We start from the raw sequence: 22,886 nt of genomic DNA, 5'->3' as shown, positions 1-22,886 counted from the left end.
ATCGGCTATTTCCTGACACTCGCTGGAATATATGCCCAGAGTGTTACGCTGCTAGTTCTTGGTCGCGTCGTCGCTGGATTTACCGCAGGAAGCCAATCTGTATCCCAAGCCGCTATTATCGATATCAGCACAGTAGAGACGCGGACAAAGAACCTCGGTAAAATTGTAGCTGCAACGGCATCGGGTCTGGCTTTTGGTCCAGTAATTGGCGGTATATTTTCGGATAAAAATCTTTGGTCAGAGCTCAATGTGTCGGTGCCGGTTTATATAATCACCATTTGCCTTTTACTGACACTAGCCATGGTCCTAATCTATTTCAAGGACACTCGGGCAATTCAGAGCGACAAGAAGTTCAGCATATTGTCCGGTTTCTCCGAACTTGGTGCCGCCATCCAGTTTAGACCAATTCGGGATATTTCAATTGTCTTTTTCCTGTGTGTTCTGAGCCTGACGCTCTTCTATATTTACTGCATTGTATTTTTATTCAAGCAGTTTGATTTCACAACGTTTGAGAATAGCGTGGCCATGCTAATGATGGGTGCCGCGATGGCCGTCACTAGCTGGTTTCTCGTCAAACCATTGGAAGATCGATTTTCAAGAAAGATGCTTGTTAGCACATCGCTATTTTTAATGGCCTTTTTTCAAATACTTTTCCTGATCAGTGGAAATGGCTATTTGGCATTAGCGAGCATTTTTCCGCTCTTCATGGCTTACGGGATTGCGTACACGAATTGCCTCAATATCTTTTCACTTTCTGTTCCTGAAAGCCGCCAAGGATGGGCCATGGGCATATCAATTTCTTTATTGACATTAGGCGGCGGAATTGCGTCCTTCCTTGGAGAAGAACTTATTAGTATTTTTGACCAACTTCCCTTTGTTGTTTCTACGATTTTACTTGTTTTAGGGGGATTTCTTGCGCTAATTTTGCGCATAGTCCAGCCTTATGAAAAAAACGACACTCCTTCAGATTCATAAAAAAAGCGGCCTCAAAACTGAGGCCACCCTAATTCACGATTAACCTTGCTTACGCTGCAACGGCAAGTTCATCATTGATCATCAGGCCCTCTTCGCCTGCTGATACTTTTACTGTCGCTCCATCCAGAATACTTCCTTCCAGAATCAATGTCGCTAATGGATTTTGCAGGTATCGCTGAATAACGCGCTTAAGAGGCCGCGCACCATAAACGGGATCATAGCCACGATCAGCAAGCCACTGGTATGCCTGATCATCCATATCGAGGCCAATTTCGCGTTCCTGCAACAGTCCTTGCAAATGAGACAATTGAATATCAACAATGGCATTCATATTATCCCTTGTCAGACGGTGGAAGATGATTTGCTCATCCAGTCTATTCAGGAATTCAGGTCGGAATGCCGCCCGGACAACGTCCATGACTTTATGCTGAACCAATGGATCATCTGCGTCTTCATCACCAGACGCCAAATGCTCGCTCCCCAGGTTCGATGTCAGAATAATCAACGTATTCTTAAAATCAACCGTTCGACCCTGACCATCTGTTAGCCGTCCATCGTCAAGAACCTGAAGAAGCACGTTAAACACATCTGGGTGCGCCTTTTCAACTTCATCGAAAAGAATTACTTGATAGGGGCGTCGTCTGACAGCTTCAGTAATAACGCCGCCTTGATCGTAACCGACATAGCCAGGAGGCGCGCCAATTAGACGAGCGACGCTATGTTTTTCCATATATTCCGACATATCGACGCGCAACAACGCATGCTCATCATCGAATAAAAAACCAGCTAAGGCTTTCGTCAATTCCGTCTTGCCCACACCCGTCGGACCTAAAAACAGGAAAGATCCAATTGGCTGATTTGGATCCTGTAATCCCGCACGAGATCGCCGCACGGCATTGGAAACTGCCCGCAATGCCTCTTCTTGACCAATAACCCTTTTTCTCAGCTCTTCTTCCATATTTAAAAGCTTATCGCGCTCACCCGACAACATTTTATCAATTGGGATTCCCGTCCAGCGTGATACAATTCCGGCGATATCTTCTTCTTTGACACTTTCATTGACGACAGAAGAGCTCTCGGCTTCTTCCGCTTCCATCAATTGCTTTTCAAGCTGCGGAATTAAGCCATAGGCAAGCTCGCCAGCGCGTTGCAAATTGCCCAAACGCTGACAATTGGCAAGTTCATAACGTGCTTCTTCAAGCTGTTCCTTCACATGCTGTGCCTTGTTCAGCTTCTCCTTTTCCATCTGCCAGGTTTCCGTCAGATCCGCGGATCGCTTTTCAAGGTCAACCAGTTCTTCATGTAGTTTCTCAAGCCTAGTTTTTGATGCCTTGTCCGTTTCCTTTACAAGCGCTGAGGACTCGATTTTCATTTGCATGATTTTTCGGTCAAGTTCATCCACTTCTTCTGGCTTACTATCAACTTCCATCCGCCGCCGGCTTGCGGCCTCATCCATCAGGTCGATGGCCTTATCAGGAAGAAAACGGTCAGTTATATAACGGTTCGATAAGGTTGCCGCAGCGACCAGTGCGCTGTCCGCTATCTGAACACCGTGGTGAAGCTCATATTTTTCTTTCAGTCCACGTAATATTGAAATGCTATCTTCGACAGTCGGCTCAGAGACGAATACAGATTGAAAACGGCGAGCAAGCGCCGCATCCTTTTCAATATATTTACGGTATTCATCCAAAGTTGTCGCGCCGACACAATGCAACTCTCCGCGTGCCAAAGCCGGCTTCAGAAGATTTGATGCATCCATGGAACCTTCAGCGGCGCCAGCGCCAACGAGCGTATGCAATTCGTCGATAAATAAAACAACCTCACCACCTAACGCTGTCATTTCAGAAAGCACGGCTTTCAAGCGCTCTTCAAATTCCCCTCTGAATTTGGCACCAGCAATCAACTGCCCCAAATCCAAGGACATGAGTTTTTTATCTTTCAGACTTTCCGGCACATCGCCATTTACGATCCGCAAAGCGAGTCCTTCAATAATTGCTGTTTTACCGACGCCGGGTTCTCCGATCAGGACAGGATTGTTTTTCGTCCGCCGCGAAAGAACTTGTATGGTTCGACGAATTTCCTCATCCCGGCCAATGACCGGATCCAACTTCCCTTCCCGCGCGGCTTCAGTCAAATCTCGCGCATATTTATTAAGCGCATCATAACTTCCTTCTGCCCCTGTGCTATCCGCGGTTCGACCTTTACGCAGGTCATTGATTGCTTCATTCAGGTTATTTGCAGTTACACCAGCCTTGTTTAGAATTTTGGTCGATTCCGTGCCTTTTTCCAAAGCCAACGCCAACAACAAACGCTCAGCCGTAACAAAGCTATCACCTGCCTTATCTGCCAATTCTTCTGCGGAGGCAAACAATCGCGCAAGCTCTGGTGTCAAGCTCAATTGTCCAGCGCCGCCGGTTACCTGCGGAATTTTTTTGATTGCTTCTTCAACCCCCTGGCGGGCGATATTGGCGTCGCCTCCAGCCTTGGAAATTAATCCACTCGCAAGGCCTTCCTTATCGTCCAGCAGTATTTTTAAAAGATGTTCAGGGGTAAGCCTTTGGTGATTCTCACGCAAAGCCAATGTTTGAGCCGATTGGATAAATCCTTTCGACCGATCAGTATATTTTTCGATATCCATGCTCGTCCTCGACACATAGACCGCTGCTTCTTTGCGCGACAAGGCATGATCCCTTAAAGGCAATCATAAATCAAGTCCGCCAGCGGCTTCTTTTCTTCGTTTATATATGGGGATTTACACTATATTTTCAAGAATTCTGCTCGAAAAAGCTGAATTATCGGCAAGCGCACTATAAAAAAAGGGAAGCAAAACAAAGCCTCCCTTTCTCAATCAATTATCGAACAATAATCAGTCTACCGGATCAATCTGTTCGCTATCATCCTTTTGAGTAGCCCGACTTGATGTTCGCCGGCGCAATGTACGTGTACGGCTTGTTTTACGTTTCGGAGTTTCTTCTTCATCGTCACCAGCCGCAACATCTTCAGACGAAACATCTTCAGACGAGGCAATGACTTCTGTTTCAACATCTATTGCTAAATCAATGGCGGGCTGCTCTGTCGTGCTCAAATCAATAGTTTCCACGGCCTTATCTGTTATCTCAGATTCTGTTTCCGCGGAATTATTCCGGGTATCAGGCTGGCCCGAATTACCCTGTCTTTTTGAGTTTTCGTTGTTGTCACTGTCCTGACCGTTTGACTGAGCCTGTTGCTCCGACATTTTTTCTTGTTTCGCCGCATTATTGGCGGCAACAATCCGAAAGTAATGCTCGGCATGCTGAAAATAGTTCTCGGCAGCAACGCGATCGCCTGCAGTTTGCGCGTCTGTCGCAACAGCAATGTATTTATCATACACTTGAAGTGCTGTTCCGCGAATTTTCCCGTCCGGTCCGTTGCTATCATAGTTACGGTTGCCGTTGGGCGCGCGCCTATTATTATTATTGTTGTTATTCGACCGGTTCGAATTTCCACCAGACCGATTACTACTTCCAGTATTCGTCCGTCCGCCACGTGGGCGTCTATTGCTGCTCACTCTCATTGCTATAATGATTCCGTCAATTTAGGTTTCGATATTTATCTTCAATTTGAGTTATATCCAAGCCAGGCAGACAAATATTTCATTTGAACAATCCAAATGTTTTTGCATTCAGAGAGCTAAAACCTGATTTTGAATTAAATTATGATCATTGACCGTACAAGTAGGGTCTAGGTTCACAAAAATGATCTGAAGAGAGCCTACCCTTGTCCCGCAGATAAACCAACCTTTTTTTTAACCGGTTGGCCCATTTTAAAAATATGCAGAAATACATCGTTCGATGGACGCCAGATCTTTATGGCAGGAGATCACAGAAAAATCCGCTTTTTCAAGAAGCTCAGACACCTCTTGGGCTTGTCCTGCCCCTACTTCAAAAATGATCATGCCGTTAGGTTTCATGATTGGTTTTACTCTTGAAATTATTTCACGGTAACAATCGAGCCCATCCGCGCCACCGACAAGGGCGGCCAGAGGTTCGAAATTCTTTACTTCCGGCTGTAGGCTTTCTATGTCATCTATGGGGATATATGGCGGATTACTAATCACCAAGTCAAATTTGTCCTCTATACTGTCACACCAGTTGCCTTGCAGAAACGTCGCCCGGTCATCCAGACTTAGACGTTTTGCATTTTGTTCAGCTATTTCGATAGCAGCGAGGCTTTGATCTACGCCCAATCCTCTCGCTGTTTCAACTTCACTAAGCAGTGAGAGAAGCAAGCATCCGCTTCCGGTCCCAAGATCCAGAATAGAAGTAATTTCTTGCCCAGATTTTTGCGCAGAAAGCGCTGTTTCGATCAATGTCTCACTATCTGGCCGCGGATCTAGAACCTGCGGGCCAACGAGAAAGTTCAAACTCCAAAATTCACGGTGCCCCAGAATATGAGAAATCGGTTCCCGTGAAGCCCGGCGTTCAATGGCGAGCTGAAACATAACGTGGTGAGTATCATTTAAAACCCGTTCCGGCTCAAGATGGAAAATACTTGTATCGGCATCGAGAATATTTGCCAAAAGTAGCGACGCATCCCGCCGCGCTCCATCAATACCGGCTTCGGACAATATTAGAGCAGCTTCAGATACCGCCTTTTGCAGTGTCTGAACCATAACCCTTAGTTTCCACCTTCGATTTCGGCAAGAAGTTCCGCCTGGTCCTCAGCGACAAGAGCATCAACAATTTCTCCCAATGCTTCCCCGGCAAGGACCTTGTCCAATTTGTAAAGAGTCAGGTTAATTCGATGATCTGTAACCCTGCCTTGCGGAAAATTGTAAGTCCGGATCCGTTCAGAACGATCTCCAGAGCCAACTTGTCCTTTTCGAGTCGCTGATCTTTCTTCGGCTTTTGCAGCACGTTCTGCTTCATAAATACGGGAGCGGAGAACCGACATGGCCTTCGCCTTGTTTTTATGCTGAGACTTTTCATCTTGCTGTTGGACAACAATACCAGTCGGGATATGTGTCAAACGAACTGCAGAATCTGTTGTATTCACCGACTGACCGCCGGGGCCCGAGGCACGAAAAATATCGACCCGGACATCACTATCAGCAATTTGCACGTCTACTTCTTCCGCTTCAGGCAAAACGGCGACGGTCGCTGCTGACGTATGAATTCGCCCCCCTGTCTCGGTTTCTGGCACCCGCTGCACCCGATGAACACCGGATTCGAATTTCAGATTGGCAAAAACATTTCGCCCGGTCACTTTAACGATGATCTCTTTTATCCCGCCGAGATCTGAATCCGATGACGACATCGTTTCACATTTCCACCCTAGCCCTTCCGAGTAGCGCTGATACATCCTATATAGATCACCAGCAAATAAGGCCGCCTCATCTCCCCCCGTACCGGCGCGGATTTCCAGAATAGCATTTTTCTCATCCGCATCGTCTTTTGGGAGGAGTTGTAGTTTTATAGAATGCTCTAAATCTGGCAGAGAGGTTTTCAGTTCCTCAATCTCAAGCTCGGCCATTTCTTTCATTTCTGCATCGGTATCTTCACCGGCAACCATTTCTAAAAGGTCCGTTAGCTCTTCCCGCGCAGACTGGAACTGGCGAATAGCCTCCACAACTGGTTTAATGTCCGCGTACTCACGGCTCATTTTCACGAAGTCCTCAGCCGCAACATCGCCCATTTCACCGGACATGCCAGCTTCCAACTCGTCAAACCGAGCCAGGATCATTTTCAGCTTTTCTTCTGGTAACATCTGCGGCCCTTAAGTCAAACTCGTTAAGGCCGATGCAAGATCGTCAAGGGCCACTTCTTGTTGTTCACCCGCATCAAGGTTTCGGAGTGTACAACAATTTCTTGCCAACTCGTCTTCTCCGATGAGAATAGCCGCCCGGGCGTTAAGTTTGTTTGCCCGCTTCATGCGCTTACCCACATTCCCTTTGAACGCCATTTCAATTGAAATGCCTTGTAGCCGCAGGCTATGCGCAATTTTTGTTGCAACCGACTCAGCCGCATCGCCAACAGGAATAACCGCAATTGGGCGCGCCGGTGCTGGAATATCAGTTGCCAGCATCGCCAGCCGTTCCATCCCGCCAGCCCAACCAATTCCAGGCGTGGGCTTCCCGCCCAGAGTTTCGATGAGGCCATCATAGCGTCCACCCGCAATTAACGCACCTTGAGCACCCAGAGCATCAGTCACGAATTCAAACGCTGTATGCGTATAATAATCCAGCCCACGTACCAATCGCCGGTTCAAATTATACTCAATATCTAGCAAAGACAGGCCTTCTAGAACTTCCGCAAAGAACTCAGTCGAATAACTATTCAGGTAATCCGTAAAAACCGGAGCGGCCTCAACCAATATCCGATCCCCTTTGTCCTTACTGTCAAGAATGCGGAGCGGATTACGGGTTAATCTCTCCTTACTATCGTCTGAAAGATCCGTCATGTGATCGCTAAAATACTCAACTAGTATTTGCCGGTAAGCTTGCCGGCTTTCCGTATCTCCCAACGTATTTATTTCCAGGGCACATTTGTCAAGGACACCCAGTTTCTGCAAAATAGCGTTGCCGATTGCGATTACTTCGATGTCGGCCTTTGCTTCCAACGCACCGATACATTCAATGTCGATTTGATGAAATTGCCGTTGCCGCCCCTTCTGCGGGCGTTCATATCGGAACATAGGTCCTGCCGCAAAAACCTTAAAAGGAACATTTTGTTGCAAGCCATTGCTGATAAATGAACGACAGATGCCAGCTGTATATTCGGGGCGCAATGTCATGCTTTCACCCCCACGGCTTTCGAAACTGTACATTTCCTTGGAAACAACATCCGATGTCTCGCCCATGGTGCGGGCGAAAATTTCCGTAAATTCAAATATTGGTGTCGCCATTTCCGCATAGCCGAAAGCTTGCGCTACATCTCGTGCGGTGTCTCGAACATAGCGATGTCGTGCGAAGTCTTCAGGCAATAAATCATGTGTGCCGCGGACTGGCTGGGGTGTTGACACTTATTTTCTCCGTTTAGCTGATCTGTCAGTTCAAGAAACTGTAATTACGCGCTTTGTCTTGTGGACAGTAATGGTGATGCAGGATTGGCTTTTTCAGCAGCTTCCAACTCGGCGGCCTTGGCTTCTACAAGATCGACAATATGATCGACCATGCCATCTGTATCAATCTTATGATCGGTCATCCCGCTTAAATACACCATGTGATTACCTTTACCACCACCGGTTAACCCAATATCCGTTTCCCGCGCCTCACCTGGTCCATTGACCACGCAGCCAATGATGGACAGCGTCAAGGGTGTCTGAATATGGGCGAGACGTTCTTCGAGCCTTTCAACGGTTCTGATAACGGGAAACGCCTGACGGGCACAAGACGGGCAAGAGATAATAGTCACACCACGGCGACGTAAACCGAGGCTTTTGAGAATTTCATAGCCTGCTTTAATTTCCTCGACAGGATCAGCAGAAAGCGACACGCGAATTGTATCGCCAATGCCGGACCACAATAGCATGCCCATGCCGACAGACGACTTCACAGTACCAGAGAATAAACTTCCTGCTTCTGTAATTCCCAAGTGTAACGGGTAATCACAGGCATCAGCAAGGCCTTGATAGGCCGCAACGGACAGAAATACATCGGACGCTTTCACGCTGATTTTAAAGTTCGTAAAATCATTGTCCTCTAGAATACGTGCGTGATTAAGGGCTGACTCTACCATTGCCTCTGGGCAAGGTTCACCGTATTTCTCAAGAAGGTCGCGCTCCAGACTTCCAGCGTTCACGCCGATCCGCATTGAGCAATTATTATCAACTGCTGCTTTGACAACATCCCTGACACGATCAGCAGAGCCGATATTACCGGGATTGATCCGAAGACAAGCGGCACCGGCTTCAGCTGCTTCAATGCCCCTTTTATAGTGGAAATGAATATCCGCAATTATAGGGACATTGGTTTCGCGAACGATCTCTTTTAAAGCCCTGGTACTTTCTTCATCGGGGCAGGAAACTCGAACAATGTCAGCTCCGGCCTCTTCAAGCGCAAGTATCTGTCCGATGGTCGCTTTGGGGTCCGATGTAAGCGTGTTCGTCATTGACTGAACGCTTATCGGGGCATCTCCGCCGACGGGAACATCGCCAACGAAAATTTGGCGGGACTTCCGGCGAATTACATCGCGATAAGGTCGAATGCTCATTTGGTTACAACTTTACTGCCTGTGAAAGATAGAATCGTTCTTCTTTGGCCATAAAATGGCTGTTTAAGAGGAATAATTCAAGTAATAGTATGCAGCAATTGAATTAACGAGAAAAATTACTGATTAAGAGATGTTCCGTCCAGAAGGCTCTCTGCAACCAAAGGTATGTCTCGAAGAATAGTACCATTGCCACCAAGTGACGCGATCTCATTTCCATCTACTCGGATTTCAAGACCGCCAGCGTTTCCAGTTGTCATCTTGAGATTCGGAATATCCGGCGCCATATAGACGTCTCCGGGCTTCAGAACGCGTGATAAATACGGAACTCCATCAGCGGGCTTGATTTCAATCCAGGTTTCCGCACGGGCTCGCAAAACTACGCGTGCCGTTGTATTATCTACACCAAAAGTTCTGGGTAAAGGGCTTGCGGCAATCTCATCTACGATCTCGACAGATTTATCTAAGACGGCTTGCGGATAATTGGATGCTGCATTTTCGTTGGACGGATCAATAGGCTTCTCTTCAACAATGAGCTGTCCCGTTTTCACCTGATTGACAGCTACCTTTTCTGGCTCGTCAATAGCTTTTGGCGAAAGAGCTGAATTTGGAGCCGAATTGTTCGATGCTTCTAATTCTTGTGTAGTTGCCTGGGCTACTGAGCCAAGAGGTGTCACCACAGCAACTGTTTCCGCATTCTGCGGCACGTCTGTCTCCGTTGCCGTACCGGCTACTGCCGTATCTATCGCAGAAATATCCCTATTATCTCGCTCTAGTTCAGCCAGCACACCATTTGTTGTTGCAGCAGCGTTGTCCATCGGTTTAGTCGACGTAACTACTTCAGAAGCGAGAGTCGGCAATACAGGGTCCAGTTCAGTATCGTCAAGAGAAGTTTCTACGGGACTATCTGGAGCAACTTGCACTTCAGTAGATCCTGCTTCATTCAGGTTTCCGGATTGTAAGGTTGTGTCATCTTCCGCCAATGCGGCTTTTACTTTATCGGCAAGGTGATCGGGAATATCCGCAACGCGCTCAAAATCCAGGCTGCTACTTTCCTGATATACGAACCAGCCCGCAATAAGTACGAGTGACAACATTAACGTTCCCAGCAACATCCCAGTTCCCGGAATCCGTCCTTCCGAGGTTGGTTCCGGAAATGCCAGCGATGGGGTTCGCAGGCCGTCCGAATGTTCATGCTTATACATATCAACAATCGCAACGGCATCTAGATCAAGTAAATTGGCATAGGAGCGAAGAAAACCTGTTACAAACGTCTGCCCTGGCAGCTGGTCGTAATTTCCATTCTCTAGAGCTTGTATCTGAGGAGCCTTAAGCCGAAGCATCGCTGCAACATCGTGTAACGACCAACCTCGATCTTCTCGCGCCAATCGCAGCCGAGTGCCGACTGTTTCGACCTCTTCTTCATAAGCCTCGGTTTGTTCATCACCTAAATCGTTCAATCGACTTGCCTGAGCAGATCGATTTGAAAACAAAGACGGTTCATTATTTCCGTCTGCCGCTTTCGATATTTTTGCCATAATCGGATGCCAAATCTGTTCATAGTCCGATATCTATCTCAATTTATCTATCAGACTGGTTCCTAAAATAATTTCGAAATGTCATTATCTGACAAATTTATTAACAATCAATGTTTTACATAATAATTGAATGATCGCGGGCAAATGACCGCAACTGATCGCGGACAGAATGGTCTCTAACATCGCACAATTTGAGAACAAACTCCCTCAACTGATTAATATCAACGCTCAATGCCATTTCTTTTACTGGTCCAAGGGCTTCTGCGGACATAGAAAAATTCCGGTAGCCTAACCCCAACAAGGCCATCACCTCTAGCGGCCGACCAGCAATATCACCGCAAACAGACACCGGAACATCTGCCGCAGCACAATCATCGGCAATTTTGCTAAGAAGTTTGAGCAAGCTCGGACTAAGCGTATCGTATCTGTCGCTAATTTTCGGGTTTCCCCGATCCACCGCGAAAAAGAACTGCATCAAATCATTTGAGCCAACGGAAACAAAATCCACTTCGTTCAACAGATGTGGCAATTGCCACACTATTGAAGGGACCTCGATCATTGATCCAACATTTATTTTCGCAGGTTCATTTCCGCTGCGTTTGGATTCTTTTTCTATTTCTTTCTTCAAGATGGCTTTGGCTTCAATAAATTCTGCCACTTCGGCGATCATTGGAAACATTAAGGACAGTTCTCGCCCGGCAGCGGCGCGGACCATGGCCCGCAGCTGACTTTTTAATAATGCTGGACGGTCTAGACCAATGCGAATAGCACGCCAACCAAGAGCAGGATTTTCTTCCGGTTTTGTTCGCAAGTAAGGCAACACTTTGTCGCCACCTACGTCAAGCGTTCTAAAGACGACTGGCTTACCATTCAGGTTATCCAGAACTTTAGAATAGAGGTCTGTCTGCTCGTCGACTTTAGGCATCTGAGATCGAACCATGAACTGGAGCTCAGTTCTAAACAGGCCAATACCGTCCGCGCCGGTTTCGTGAAAATGGTCTACGTCAATTAACAAACCCGCGTTAATATTTAAGCTGAGCTTTTCTCCGTCTTTAGAGACACTTGGCATGTCACGAAGGGTTGCGTATTTTGCCTGCCGTTCCTCCCGCAGACGTACATTTCGTGAAAAGGCTTCTTGAACATCGTCACCAGGGCGCAGGAAAACTTGGCCATGTTCACCATCGACGAGAATAAAATCACCCTGTTCAATCGCCTCGCCAATTTTTTCGCATTGACCGACAACGGGAACACCCAGGGCTCGCGCAACAATCGCAACATGACTTGACCGGGTTCCTTCGGCAAGTATGACCGCCTTCAAATGCCTGCGGTCATAGTCAAGAAGCTCTGCGGCTCCCATATTATTGGCAATAACAACAGTCGCCTGATCCAAATTCCGTCGGTCGATAACTGTATGCCCATCTAAGTGCAGATAGAGACGATTTGCGAGATCATCCAAATCTGACAATCGGTCACGCAAATACGGATCGCTAATTTCCTTCATGCGCGCCCGCGTATCATCCTGCACACGTTTGATGGCAGCTTCGGCGGTTAAGCCGGTTCTGACCGCATCATTGAGTTTTTTCAGCCACCCCTTATCATGCGCAAACATCTTGTAGGCTTCGAAAATTTCCTGAGATTCGTCAGTAAACAAAGAATTTGTGGCGGCAAGTAATGCATCTACAGACGACTGCAACGCACTGATCGCAGTCTCAAGTCGAGTTAATTCCAATGGAACATCATCGGCAATAGCTTGCAAAACTTCAATTCTTGGCTCATGCATCATGGCATAGCCACTTGCTAAACCTTCCGCGAGAATACTGCCCCCAATACGGTGCGGCAGCGTAGCGTTTCCAGCTGTGTCTGAAAATTCTGTCGCTGCCACCATCTCTTCAGAACTAACCAGTTCCGCAACGACCATTGCGACTGTTTGAAGCGCTTCAACTTCTTCTTCTGTATAACTCCGCCGTGTTCTGTTCTGTACAGCTAGTACACCGATCACACGGCCGCCGCGCAGAACAGGTGTTCCAAGCAAAGAATGGTATTCTTCTTCACCGGTTTCAGGTCGATAGGCAAATTGCGGGTGCGTCTGTGCATCGGAAAGATTTAGAGGGCGTGCTTGCGCAGCGATGTCGCCAATCAATCCCTCGCCGACGCGCAATCTCGTCTGATGAACCGCATCCTTATTCAGACCTTCGGTCGCAAAAAGTTCAAGGACATCACCTGCCCGCATCAAGTAGCATGAGCAAACTTCGGCAATCATGTTGCCAGCTATTAGGCGGACAATCTCATCAAGGCGCTGTTCAGCATTTCCACGGCCTGCCATGACCTGATGGAGCTTACGTAATAGTAATCTCGGCGTGCTGACAGCCAAGCCTGTCATCTACGGGGCGCTCCTCTGGGCTCCATTTTCCGCGAAAGCTTCAGCGGCTTGATCGACAAGTTCTTTCAATATATCCGCTGTCGGTTGTTCTGATTTGACCATCCCCACACTTTGGCCCGCCATAACAGACCCAAATTCTACATCCCCGTCTATCACTGCACGCCGCAAAGCACCTGCCCAAAAATGTTCGATTTCTAGCTGCGCCGCTGCGAAATCCATTTCGCCCGCTTTATATTTGGCAATCACTTCATGTTGGGTTTCGATGAATTTCTTGCCGCCCTCATTGTTCAATGCACGGACAGGTATTACAGGAAATTGAGGATCTACTTGGACAGTTGTCACGGCATCTCTAGCATTGGCACGGATAAATGATTTTTTGAAATCTGGGTGAGCGATAGACTCATTTGCACAGACAAACCGAGTCCCAACCTGACAGCCCGATGCGCCCATTCTTAGATAAGCGCTAATTGCCTTTCCGCTTCCAATCCCACCAGCGACAAACACCGGAACATCAGCAATGAACGGAAGAATTTCCTGAGCCAATACACTCGTCGATACGGGGCCAATATGTCCGCCGGCTTCCATCCCCTCGATAACCAAAGCATCGGCTCCCGAGCGGACGAGTTTCTTGGCCAAGGCAAGAATGGGTGCAAAGCACACTGTCTTAGCACCGCCTTCTTTAATTTTATTGATTGTGTCTTTTGACGGAACGCCGCCCGCCAGCACGACATGTTTGACGTTATTTTCCAAACATGTGTCAACCAACTGGTCGAGTTGCGGGTGCATGGTTATGAGATTTACGCCGAAGGGTTTATTTGTCAGCCCTTGAGTTGCCTTAATTTCGGTATCAAGCAATTCGGGTGTCATTGCACCACAGGCGATTACGCCAAATCCGCCGGCATTTGAAATGGCTGCAACCAGGTTTCGTTCAGAAACCCAGGACATCGCGCCCCCCATAATTGCGTAGTCAGTCCCGAGAAAATCGCACCCACGCTTCCAGGCTGCATCCAGACCGTGAAATCCACTAGTTAATTCATTATTCATTTTACGGCGCATCCAACTCAAAGGCACTATGAAGGGTTCTGACAGCAAGTTCTGTATATTCTTCGGCAAGTAAAACACTTACTTTGATTTCAGACGTCGAGATCACCTGAATATTAATGCCTTTCTCGGCCAGTGCAGTAAACATCGTCTGTGCGACACCCGCATGACTTCGCATACCCATCCCAACTATGGACACTTTAACTACATTTGGATCTGGAACAATGGCTTTACAGTTCACATCGTCTTTCAGCTTTTCAAGAACATCCATGGCGCGATCAATGTCCATCCGACCGACTGTGAACGTCATATCCGTTGCTTTGCCGTCTTCCGACACGTTCTGAACAATCATATCCACATTGACGTGAGCGTCTGCCAGCGCGCCAAAAACAAGTGCTGCAACACCTGGTTTGTCCGCCACCTGCTGTAAAGTTACTTTGGCTTCGTCACGCGTATAGGTGACGCCACTAACCACTTGATGTTCCAAAATATCGTCCTCATCTACTACCATTGTTCCAGGCAGATCTTCAAAGCTAGATAATACCTGCAATTTTACTCGATGCTTCATTGCCATCTCGACAGATCGTGTTTGCAGGACTTTCGCACCGAGGGAGGCAAGTTCGAGCATCTCCTCATATGTAATTTTATCAAGTTTTGCTGCTTTTGTCGCGATCCTTGGATCGGCCGTATATATGCCGTCCACATCCGTATAGATATCACAGCGATCGGCTTTCAACGCGGCAGCAAGTGCAACTGCTGACGTATCGGAACCACCACGCCCCAGTGTTGTTATCCGATTGTCGTCAGCGATGCCTTGAAAACCAGCACAAACAGCGACTTGTTTATCCGCAAAGCGTTTAATAATTTCTTCGCATTGAATATCTTCGATGCGTGCAGCACCATGAATTGAGTTGGTGTGAACCGGGACTTGCCATCCCAACCATGAACGTGCGGAAACACCTAAACCTTGCAATGCTAACGATAACAATCCGATCGTCACTTGCTCGCCGCTGGAAACGACGACATCATATTCACGGGCATCATGTATCGATGACACATCGGAAACAAGATCAATCAGACGATTGGTATCGCCCGACATCGCCGACACCACAACGGCAACATCATTCCCGGCGTCAACTTCACGTTTTACCTTTTCGGCAATGTTCTTAATCCGTTCGACAGTGCCGACAGATGTTCCGCCAAACTTCATTACCAGCCGCGCCATGGCCGTCAACCCCTCCCCTTGCCAAATTGGCAAAGGCGTAAAAATTCGTCTAAAAAACTTAACCGTACACTTCGGTTCTAAAGGAGCGTATACATATACTTAACAGGGCTTGCGGGGCAAGCTCTGCAACGAATTTAATGCATATTACTTGGCTTTTTTGATCATTCTTCCATATGAGGTATCTATGAACGGTCCGTCACAAGCAAAATCAGTTGATCCAGCGGAGATTGCGAACTTTTCTGCAATGGCTGACGAATGGTGGGATGAAACGGGGAAGTTCAAGCCACTTCATAAATTTAATCCGATTCGAATAGGGTATGTGCGGGATCAGGTTATCGCCCATTTCAGACTGCAAACAGACGATGCAGTGGCGAAGCTTAAACCCTTCAAAGGATTGCGAATTCTGGACATAGGATGTGGCGGTGGTTTGCTTTCAGAACCAATGGCGCGCCTTGGTGCGGATATGGTAAGTGCCGATGCAGCTGAGAAAAACATCCAGATCGCCAGCCTCCACGCGAAAAAAATGGGCCTCGACATCGACTATCGCCATACAACCGCAGAAAGCTTGGTAGAAGCTGGTGAAAAATTCGATGTTATTCTGAATATGGAAGTGATTGAACATGTTGCAGACGTCGAAGGTTTTGTTGAAGCCTGCTGTAGTCTGCTGTCGCCAGGCGGCATCATGTTTGTCGCGACATTAAACAGAACCCCAAAAAGTTATGCTCTTGCAATTATCGGAGCGGAATACGTTTTGAGGTGGTTACCAAAAGGCACCCATAACTGGAAAAAATTCCTCAAACCCTCGGAGGTGTCGCGCTGCCTTCGCAACGAGGGGTTGGTGGTGAAAGATCTTGCGGGAGCCACGTATAATCCTTTCGAAGATCGATGGCATTTGAGCAAAGACTTGAGTGTTAATTACCTTCTTACGTCGACAAAACCTGAATAAAACTCTCAATACCTAATTGACCGATATGCCGTTCATGATTTATCTGGACAATATATTTGTCGAAAGAAATTTGTTATGGCCTTGAAAAAATCACCTTTAGCACCAACTTCGTTTCCGGATTTTCCTCAAGTAAGTGGGGTACGTTATGCAACGGGCCATACCGGCATGAAATACAAAGATCGGGACGATCTTTTGCTTGCGGAATTTTCTCCAGGAACAACAGTCGCAGGGGTTTTTACAAAGAATTCTATGCCGGGTGCTCCTGTAGACTGGGGCCGCAAAATTTTACCAAATGGCATTGCGCGCGGTCTTGTCGTGAATGCCGGAATCGCTAATGTTTTTACTGGATCTGCAGGGAAAGCAACCGTTGAGGAGACGGCCAGCACCGCTGGCCAATTGCTCGGCGCGAACAGCACTGAAGTATATATTGCATCTACCGGAGTGATCGGTGATCCAATCCCGACCAAAAAAATCACTGATCTACTTCCTGAACTTCAAAAAAACCTGTCGGCAAGCAACGGACAAAAAGCCGCGGCAACCATTCTCACAACTGATACGTTTGCCAAAGGGGCGGCATCAATCTGTAATGTTCAAGGAAGGGACGTTACGATTGCTGGATTTGCCAAAGGTTCCGGTATGATTGCACCGGATATGGCGACCATGCTTGCATTTATTTTCACAGATGCGGCGATCCCAGCGCCAATCCTTCAGCAATTGCTGGTCGATGCTAATGAACGAAGCTTCAATTGTGTTACGGTTGATACGGACACGTCGACCAGCGACACGGTCTTATTATTTGCAACAGGTGCAGCGGCAAACGCGGTACCGAGCAATGCCAGTGATGAAAGTATCGATGGCTTTAAGCGAGCGCTCTACAACGTCATGTCGGACTTGGCACAGCAAGTTGCCCGAGACGGAGAAGGCGCCAGCAAATTTATTACCGTCAAGGTTTCCGGTGCAGCCTCAGATTCCTCGGCAAAGACAATCGCCCTGGCAATAGCCAATTCGCCCCTCGTCAAAACTGCCATTGCCGGAGAGGACGCCAATTGGGGCCGTATAATTATGGCCGTTGGAAAATCCGGTGAAAAGGCCGATCGTGATAAAATGCGATTGATGATTGGCGGCGTTCTTGTTGCTCAGAATGGTCAACGATATTCGGAATATAAAGAAGAGCAGCTCGACCCCCACATGAAAGGTCAGGAAATTGTCATAGATGTTGACGTTGCCGTTGGCGGGGGCTCGGCCTTTGCCTGGACCTGTGATCTTACCCACGGATATATTGACATCAACGCTGATTATAGAAGCTGACGCACGTAATGACGAGCCTTCCCACTTTGCTAGTCGTCGCTGCCGCTCTTGTTGACGATGACAATCGCGTTTTGATTGCTCAACGTCCGGAAGGGAAAAGTATGGCCGGTTTATGGGAATTTCCAGGTGGAAAAGTTGAGCCTGGGGAAACCCCGGAAACTGCGTTGATCCGCGAGCTGAAAGAAGAATTAACAATAGATGTAACGGAAGCCTGTCTGGCGCCGTTCACCTTTGCCAGCCATAGCTATGACACGTTTCATTTACTCATGCCGCTTTTTGTCTGTCGCCGCTGGCACGGAACACCAAAACCAGCGGAGGGTCAGGCTTTAAAATGGGTGCGGGCTCTCCGGCTCACCGATTACGAAATGCCTCCTGCAGATGTGCCCTTGGTCGCCATGTTGAGAGACTTGTTATAATTTTGCCGACCACCGAACTTGCGACATTCCATACGCTAATTTAACCTATTCGGTATAAGCTTGGTGCTTCTTTTCAATGAGGTGGGGTGTTATCCGATGGTCACACTATTGGTTATAATGGGGATAATCGTCGCGATAGGTATGTATGCTATTGCGATATATAATAAATTTGTGAGCCTGCGTGAGCGTGTCAAAGAGGCTTGGAGTGGCATTGACGTACAAATGAAGCGCCGATATGACCTCATTCCAAATCTCGTTGAGACTGTCAAAGGATACGCACAGCATGAGGCAAAAACCTTTGAAACAGTAACCCGGGCCCGGGGCGAAGCGATGGCCAATCAAGGGTCACCTGAACAACAGGCCGCCAGTGAAAACGTACTTAGTGGGGCCTTAAAATCACTCTTCGCCTTGTCAGAAGATTATCCCGACTTGAAAGCAAACGAGAATTTCATTGGCCTACAAGAAGATCTATCTGAAATCGAAGACGATATTCAATCAGCAAGGCGTTACTACAACGGTGTCGTACGAGATAATAATACGAAAGTAGATCAATTCCCCAGCAACCTAATTGCCCGATGGTTTGCATTTATTAAAGCTGAATTTTTTGAACTCTCCGAAGATGAGGATGCGGCACGGCAGCCTGTTAAAGTCAGTTTCGACTGAGACTTCTATTGCCAGTTTGTTGTTTTGAAATAGCCCCTATGAATATATACACCAATCAAAAAATAAGGCGAAACGAACCCAGAAAGCGGATTTTTTGCTTTGTCGCAGTTTTTGCCGCCATATGGTTATTGGGTTGCAATCCGTCTTTCGCCCGTGAGTTTATCCAAAATTTTGAAAGTGATATCTGGGTACATCCAGATTCCAGCCTGACTGTTCGCGAAGCTATTACAGTCTATGCAGAGGGCCGCCAGATAAAACGCGGGATATATCGGGATTTTCCGACTGATTACAAAGATCAGTATGGTAATTCAATGCGTGTGGCTTTTACGGTTGAAAGTATCACCCGTAATGGTACGTCTGAACCCTTTCACACCGTCCGTCAGGGAAACGGCGTTCGCGTGTATATAGGCGACAAAGCTACTCGAATTCCAAAAGGCTTACATAAATATGTCCTGAAATACAAAACAACCAGGCAGATTGGTTTCTTCAACGATTTTGATGAACTCTATTATAACATAACCGGGAATGGTTGGGCTTTCGACATAGAAAAGGCAAGTGGCCGGATACATCTTCCCGCTGGCGCTGACGTTTTAAAAGCGAGCGCTTACACTGGATATCAAGGAGAGGCCGGCAGCAATTATTCACGGCAAAATTACACAGATGGTGTCGCCTTTCAAACCACGAAGGCACTGGCCTCACAACAAGGTCTGACTATCGCCGTTTCATGGCCAGTCGGCTTTGTTGAAAAACCGACGGAAATAGATCAGGCTGCATTTTTTTTTAGGGACAATGCTGTGCTCTTTTCCGGCATAATAGGTCTTATTATTCTTTTCCTTTATTATATTATTGTCTGGATTCGTGTCGGAAAAGATCCCGAACCTGGTACAATTATTCCATTGTTCAAACCGCCTTCCGGCTATTCACCCGCCGCTTCGCGCTACATCATGCGCTCAGGTTTCGATAACAAAGTATTCGCCGCCGCCATTGTTAGTATGGCCGTGAAGGGTTATTTGGAAATAGAGGAGGACGCCAAGGGGGTATATACGCTGATCAAAACAGACGACCGGCAAAAATTATCTTCGGGTGAGAAAGCGGTGGCGCGTTATTTGTTCCCCAACAGTAGCAATAGCGTGAAACTGGAGCAAGGCAATCATAAGACATTGCAAAGTGCAAAAAGTGGGTTGCAGTCTTGGTTGCGAACTGAATTCGAAACCATTTATTTTAAAAATAACAAAGTCTATTTTTTACCTGGCGTCGTCATTTCCGCGATCGTATTTGTGACAATGATCGCGACCTCTGATGACCCCGGCTCCATGGCATTCATCGCCCTATGGCTAAGTATCTGGACTATCGCGATTTATTTTCTCATTCGACGGAGTTGGCGTGCGTGGCAAGCGTTTTTTTCTGGCCGCAGTACACGAGCTTTAATTGTGGCTATAATATCTTCCGTATTTGCTATACCGTTTGTTATCGGGGAGTTTGTAGGTCTTTCGACTTTTGTTGGGATCTCATCTCCGTTCGCCGCAGCATTGTTTGCTGCACTTCAATTGATAAACATGTCCTTCTATCATTTACTGAAAGCCCCAACACAACTTGGCCGCAAGATGATGGATAATTTTGCAGGATTTTCTGAATTTCTATCTGTCGCTGAGAAAGACCGGATGAATTTCGCTAATCCACCGGAAAGAACACCTGAACTGTTTGAGAAATTCCTCCCGTACGCCTTGGCTCTAGATGTAGAACAGGCTTGGAGTGAGCAGTTTTCAGATAAGCTCCAATTATCTGCGCAGGGTCCGTGGAGTAGAGAATACAAGCCAAACTGGTATCGTGGCCGTCACTTCAATACGGATAACCTTACAGGATTTTCATCGTCTCTATCAAATGGGTTCACCTCTGCTATATCGTCTGCCTCGACATCACCGGGCAGTTCCAGCGGTTCGTCTGGAGGTGGGTCTTCAGGCGGTGGCGGAGGCGGCGGTGGTGGCGGTGGTTGGTAAGTATTGAGTGAAACGTATACTGAATCCGCGCCCTAAGATAAGCAAAGTAAAGGCCGGCAGGTGGATTTTCTCCTCATCCACTTGCCAGCCAAGAAACCTATTTCCCCCAAAAAAATCGCTTTGAGAACAAACAGTGAGAAAGGTACCAACTAACCCATATTTGTTAGGTCTACAAATCTAGACTAACAATATTTGTTTCAGTGGCAAGTGAAATAACTGACAACTGTGGTTATATATCTTAATCCGGCCCGCATAATTCGTCACAGGTCTTTTTAATCAAAGCGCGTGTTTCTTCATACATATCCAGCGACTGTTCCAAAAACTTTTGACTAGGCCTGATGATTGTCCTGCGTTTGTCAGACGGGTCTTTTTGAAGAATAATGGCGCCATCGTCCACCATCTGCTTCAGTGTTTTTTGTAAGCTTGATCGCGCCAATCCGGTAAGTGAGGCCATTGTCTCAATATCAATTTCACGGCGCGTCATACGGCGTGTACCGAGTGCAGCACCTACAAGATATCGGTTCTTTGATGCACCTTTGTCTCGGCTACCTTGAATAGTGCGAATTCTTCTCCAGAATTTGTTGAGAATTTGAAATTCGTCGACCGTCATTTCACGGCCGGATAATACTTCTTCAATCGTACGCATTAGACAACCAGACTTGAGTGAAACGGCTTAAGCGAGCAATTACTATTATCATATGAAATCAACTGATGTGGCAATCTTATTTTCGAAAAATGATCTTTAAGCGAGTATTAATAATATTTTAATTCTTGATTTTCTGACTACTTGCTTATTCCCCAAGAGTTTCAGTCAAGGGTACTACCCCGCTGCCTCGCTTCGACGGTTGTTGCTGACTCTCATGCGGTGACCAGCCTGTCATATAAATAATCTGGAAGGTTGCGGGAATATTCCCGTCTTCATCCTCGAAATGTTGCTGATACAGCTCAGCTGCTCGGAACAATACCTTTTGTCCGGTCAGCGATTTCTTGCGACTTATCAAGGAATTTGCTTCTCCCATGCCCCGCAGCTCCTTCATCAATGAAAAGGCATCTGTATATTTCAATGTTATCGTATCAACATCCGTCACAGGCAAAGCCAACCCTGCACGTTGCAAAAGGGCGCCGGCATCCCGCACCTCCGTGAACGGCGAGATTCGCGGACTGACACCGCCAGTTATTTCAGACTCGGCTTCTACGAGACATATTTTAAGCTCTCGAAGGCTATCAATTCCGAATAAAGCGCCCAGAAATAATCCATTTGGTTTGATAATTCGCGCGATCTGAGCCAAGGCGCCGGGCAAATCATTTGTCCAGTGCAATGACAATACGCTGCCGACAAGGTCAAAAGAATGCGGGGCAAAGGGTAGTAATTCTTCATCGGCGACCACCGAAAGTGCAGACGCCTTTTCTGCCATCACATAGCTTAAATCAGCGCTAAAGACTTGCGTCGCAGGCTTGAGGGCTATCAATTGGGTCGCGAAAGAGCCGCCGCGGCAACCCAAATCCAACGCAAGATCGAATTGCTCCGTAATATCAAGCAATCGCTCTGCCAGTCGTTTAGCTACTTCATCAAACAAAAAGCTGTGTTTCGGCCAGTCGATGAGAGCCGCCCGATCTCTATGGAGGCGAACCGAATGACGATCAAAAAGAAGATTTTCAGTATTTAGGAGTGTCGGCTTTTTCATTGGACTGTTATGACATTTCTCCGGATCCTAAACAATTGCGCAGTTGTCTACCCGTAAAATTTGTTTTTAAATAAATATTGTTCCACTAAAATGATTGTTATGCGTCAACCATCAAAAAATAAATTGAGAATGTCCCTCAAACTTATCCTCGACGCTGTGTTCCCAGCGGGCTGTCTGAAGTGCGCAGAACCAATCAATACACCAGGCAGCCTGTGCGCCAATTGCTGGCCGACTATAACTTTTTTATCAACACCCTGTTGTGCGACATGCGGCTACCCTTTCGAATTTGACGGCGGACAGGATTTACAATGCGGAAACTGCCTTCGGACTCCACCGCTCTTCAACCGGGCTAGATCCGTCTTGAAGTATGATGCGCATAGTCGCGAGATGATACTTGGTTTCAAACATGCCGACCAGACGGACCGTGGCCCCGCGTTCGCATCCTGGATGTATAGAGCCGCGCCAGAACTTGTGGATAATTGCGACTATATTTGCCCTGTCCCATTGCATCCTTATCGATTGATAC

The 22,886-nt window shown here is 47.2% G+C and carries 19 protein-coding genes and 1 pseudogene; 7 read left to right on the top strand and 13 right to left on the bottom strand.

Features of this window, described 5'->3' with window-relative positions:
- Nucleotides 1-975, top strand: a 975-nt coding sequence (locus tag V7723_RS18490) for an MFS transporter (protein ID WP_335685976.1), incomplete at its 5' end; no start/stop codon positions are given.
- A gap of 49 nt (nucleotides 976-1,024) precedes the next feature.
- On the opposite strand, the gene clpB is transcribed toward V7723_RS18490, so the two are convergent.
- From clpB to V7723_RS18440, 10 genes are all read right to left on the bottom strand, one after another.
- Nucleotides 1,025-3,613: an ATP-dependent chaperone ClpB gene (gene clpB / locus V7723_RS18485; protein WP_443024260.1), complete on the bottom strand. Its 2,589-nt coding sequence runs from the start codon at nucleotides 3,611-3,613 to the stop codon at nucleotides 1,025-1,027.
- A gap of 228 nt (nucleotides 3,614-3,841) precedes the next feature.
- On the bottom strand, nucleotides 3,842-4,522 hold the full coding sequence (locus V7723_RS18480; protein ID WP_335685974.1) for a DUF4167 domain-containing protein: 681 nt from the start codon (nucleotides 4,520-4,522) through the stop codon (nucleotides 3,842-3,844).
- Between the two features lie 255 nt (nucleotides 4,523-4,777).
- A complete protein-coding gene (prmC, locus tag V7723_RS18475) occupies nucleotides 4,778-5,626 on the bottom strand; it encodes a peptide chain release factor N(5)-glutamine methyltransferase (RefSeq protein ID WP_335685973.1) in 849 nt (282 codons plus the stop codon).
- A 5-nt stretch (nucleotides 5,627-5,631) separates the two neighbouring features.
- The gene (gene prfA, locus V7723_RS18470) at nucleotides 5,632-6,720 is read right to left on the bottom strand and encodes a peptide chain release factor 1 (RefSeq protein WP_335685972.1); all 1,089 of its coding nucleotides are present in this window, start codon (nucleotides 6,718-6,720) and stop codon (nucleotides 5,632-5,634) included.
- A gap of 9 nt (nucleotides 6,721-6,729) precedes the next feature.
- The gene (hisS, locus tag V7723_RS18465) at nucleotides 6,730-7,974 is read right to left on the bottom strand and encodes a histidine--tRNA ligase (protein ID WP_335685971.1); all 1,245 of its coding nucleotides are present in this window, start codon (nucleotides 7,972-7,974) and stop codon (nucleotides 6,730-6,732) included.
- Between the two features lie 44 nt (nucleotides 7,975-8,018).
- Nucleotides 8,019-9,164, bottom strand: a complete 1,146-nt coding sequence (ispG, locus tag V7723_RS18460; RefSeq protein WP_335685970.1) for a flavodoxin-dependent (E)-4-hydroxy-3-methylbut-2-enyl-diphosphate synthase — start codon at nucleotides 9,162-9,164, stop codon at nucleotides 8,019-8,021.
- A gap of 116 nt (nucleotides 9,165-9,280) precedes the next feature.
- A complete protein-coding gene (locus V7723_RS18455; RefSeq protein ID WP_335685969.1) occupies nucleotides 9,281-10,699 on the bottom strand; it encodes a RodZ domain-containing protein in 1,419 nt (472 codons plus the stop codon).
- Between the two features lie 115 nt (nucleotides 10,700-10,814).
- Nucleotides 10,815-13,079, bottom strand: a complete 2,265-nt coding sequence (ptsP, locus tag V7723_RS18450) for a phosphoenolpyruvate--protein phosphotransferase (protein ID WP_335685968.1) — start codon at nucleotides 13,077-13,079, stop codon at nucleotides 10,815-10,817.
- The gene (locus V7723_RS18445; protein ID WP_335685967.1) at nucleotides 13,080-14,123 is read right to left on the bottom strand and encodes an NAD(P)H-dependent flavin oxidoreductase; all 1,044 of its coding nucleotides are present in this window, start codon (nucleotides 14,121-14,123) and stop codon (nucleotides 13,080-13,082) included.
- Between the two features lies 1 nt (nucleotide 14,124).
- A complete protein-coding gene (locus V7723_RS18440) occupies nucleotides 14,125-15,345 on the bottom strand; it encodes an aspartate kinase (RefSeq protein WP_335685966.1) in 1,221 nt (406 codons plus the stop codon).
- 184 nt (nucleotides 15,346-15,529) lie between these two features.
- Between V7723_RS18440 and ubiG the strand changes: the two genes are divergently transcribed.
- The 5 genes from ubiG to V7723_RS18415 all read left to right on the top strand — a co-directional run bounded on the left by ubiG (nucleotide 15,530) and on the right by V7723_RS18415 (nucleotide 20,675).
- A complete protein-coding gene (ubiG, locus tag V7723_RS18435) occupies nucleotides 15,530-16,291 on the top strand; it encodes a bifunctional 2-polyprenyl-6-hydroxyphenol methylase/3-demethylubiquinol 3-O-methyltransferase UbiG (RefSeq protein WP_335685965.1) in 762 nt (253 codons plus the stop codon).
- 75 nt (nucleotides 16,292-16,366) lie between these two features.
- Complete coding sequence (gene argJ / locus V7723_RS18430) at nucleotides 16,367-17,599, top strand: bifunctional glutamate N-acetyltransferase/amino-acid acetyltransferase ArgJ (RefSeq protein ID WP_335685964.1); 1,233 nt, start codon at nucleotides 16,367-16,369, stop codon at nucleotides 17,597-17,599.
- Between the two features lie 8 nt (nucleotides 17,600-17,607).
- A complete protein-coding gene (gene mutT, locus V7723_RS18425) occupies nucleotides 17,608-18,015 on the top strand; it encodes an 8-oxo-dGTP diphosphatase MutT (RefSeq protein WP_335685963.1) in 408 nt (135 codons plus the stop codon).
- A 96-nt stretch (nucleotides 18,016-18,111) separates the two neighbouring features.
- A complete protein-coding gene (locus V7723_RS18420; protein WP_335685962.1) occupies nucleotides 18,112-18,678 on the top strand; it encodes a LemA family protein in 567 nt (188 codons plus the stop codon).
- A 38-nt stretch (nucleotides 18,679-18,716) separates the two neighbouring features.
- A complete protein-coding gene (locus V7723_RS18415) occupies nucleotides 18,717-20,675 on the top strand; it encodes a DUF2207 domain-containing protein (protein ID WP_335685961.1) in 1,959 nt (652 codons plus the stop codon).
- 238 nt (nucleotides 20,676-20,913) lie between these two features.
- Here the strand turns inward: V7723_RS18415 and V7723_RS18410 are convergent, their stop codons facing one another.
- Nucleotides 20,914-21,321 (bottom strand): hypothetical protein, encoded by a 408-nt coding sequence (locus V7723_RS18410; protein WP_335685960.1) that lies wholly within the window; start codon nucleotides 21,319-21,321, stop codon nucleotides 20,914-20,916.
- A gap of 145 nt (nucleotides 21,322-21,466) precedes the next feature.
- The gene (locus V7723_RS18405) at nucleotides 21,467-22,360 is read right to left on the bottom strand and encodes a methyltransferase domain-containing protein (protein ID WP_335685959.1); all 894 of its coding nucleotides are present in this window, start codon (nucleotides 22,358-22,360) and stop codon (nucleotides 21,467-21,469) included.
- Nucleotides 22,361-22,450: 90 nt separating this feature from the next.
- Between V7723_RS18405 and V7723_RS19855 the strand changes: the two are divergent.
- A pseudogene (locus V7723_RS19855) lies at nucleotides 22,451-22,624 on the top strand (double zinc ribbon domain-containing protein); the annotation flags it as partial.
- Nucleotides 22,625-22,663: 39 nt separating this feature from the next.
- Here V7723_RS19855 and V7723_RS18400 read toward each other — a convergent pair.
- Nucleotides 22,664-22,886, bottom strand: a 223-nt coding sequence (locus V7723_RS18400) for a hypothetical protein (protein WP_335685958.1), incomplete at its 5' end; no start/stop codon positions are given.

This window comes from Sneathiella sp. (assembly GCF_036960985.1).
Lineage (GTDB): Bacteria > Pseudomonadota > Alphaproteobacteria > Sneathiellales > Sneathiellaceae > Sneathiella.
Note: the sequence above shows the minus strand (reverse complement) of the source record. Positions and strands in the feature narration are given on the sequence as shown.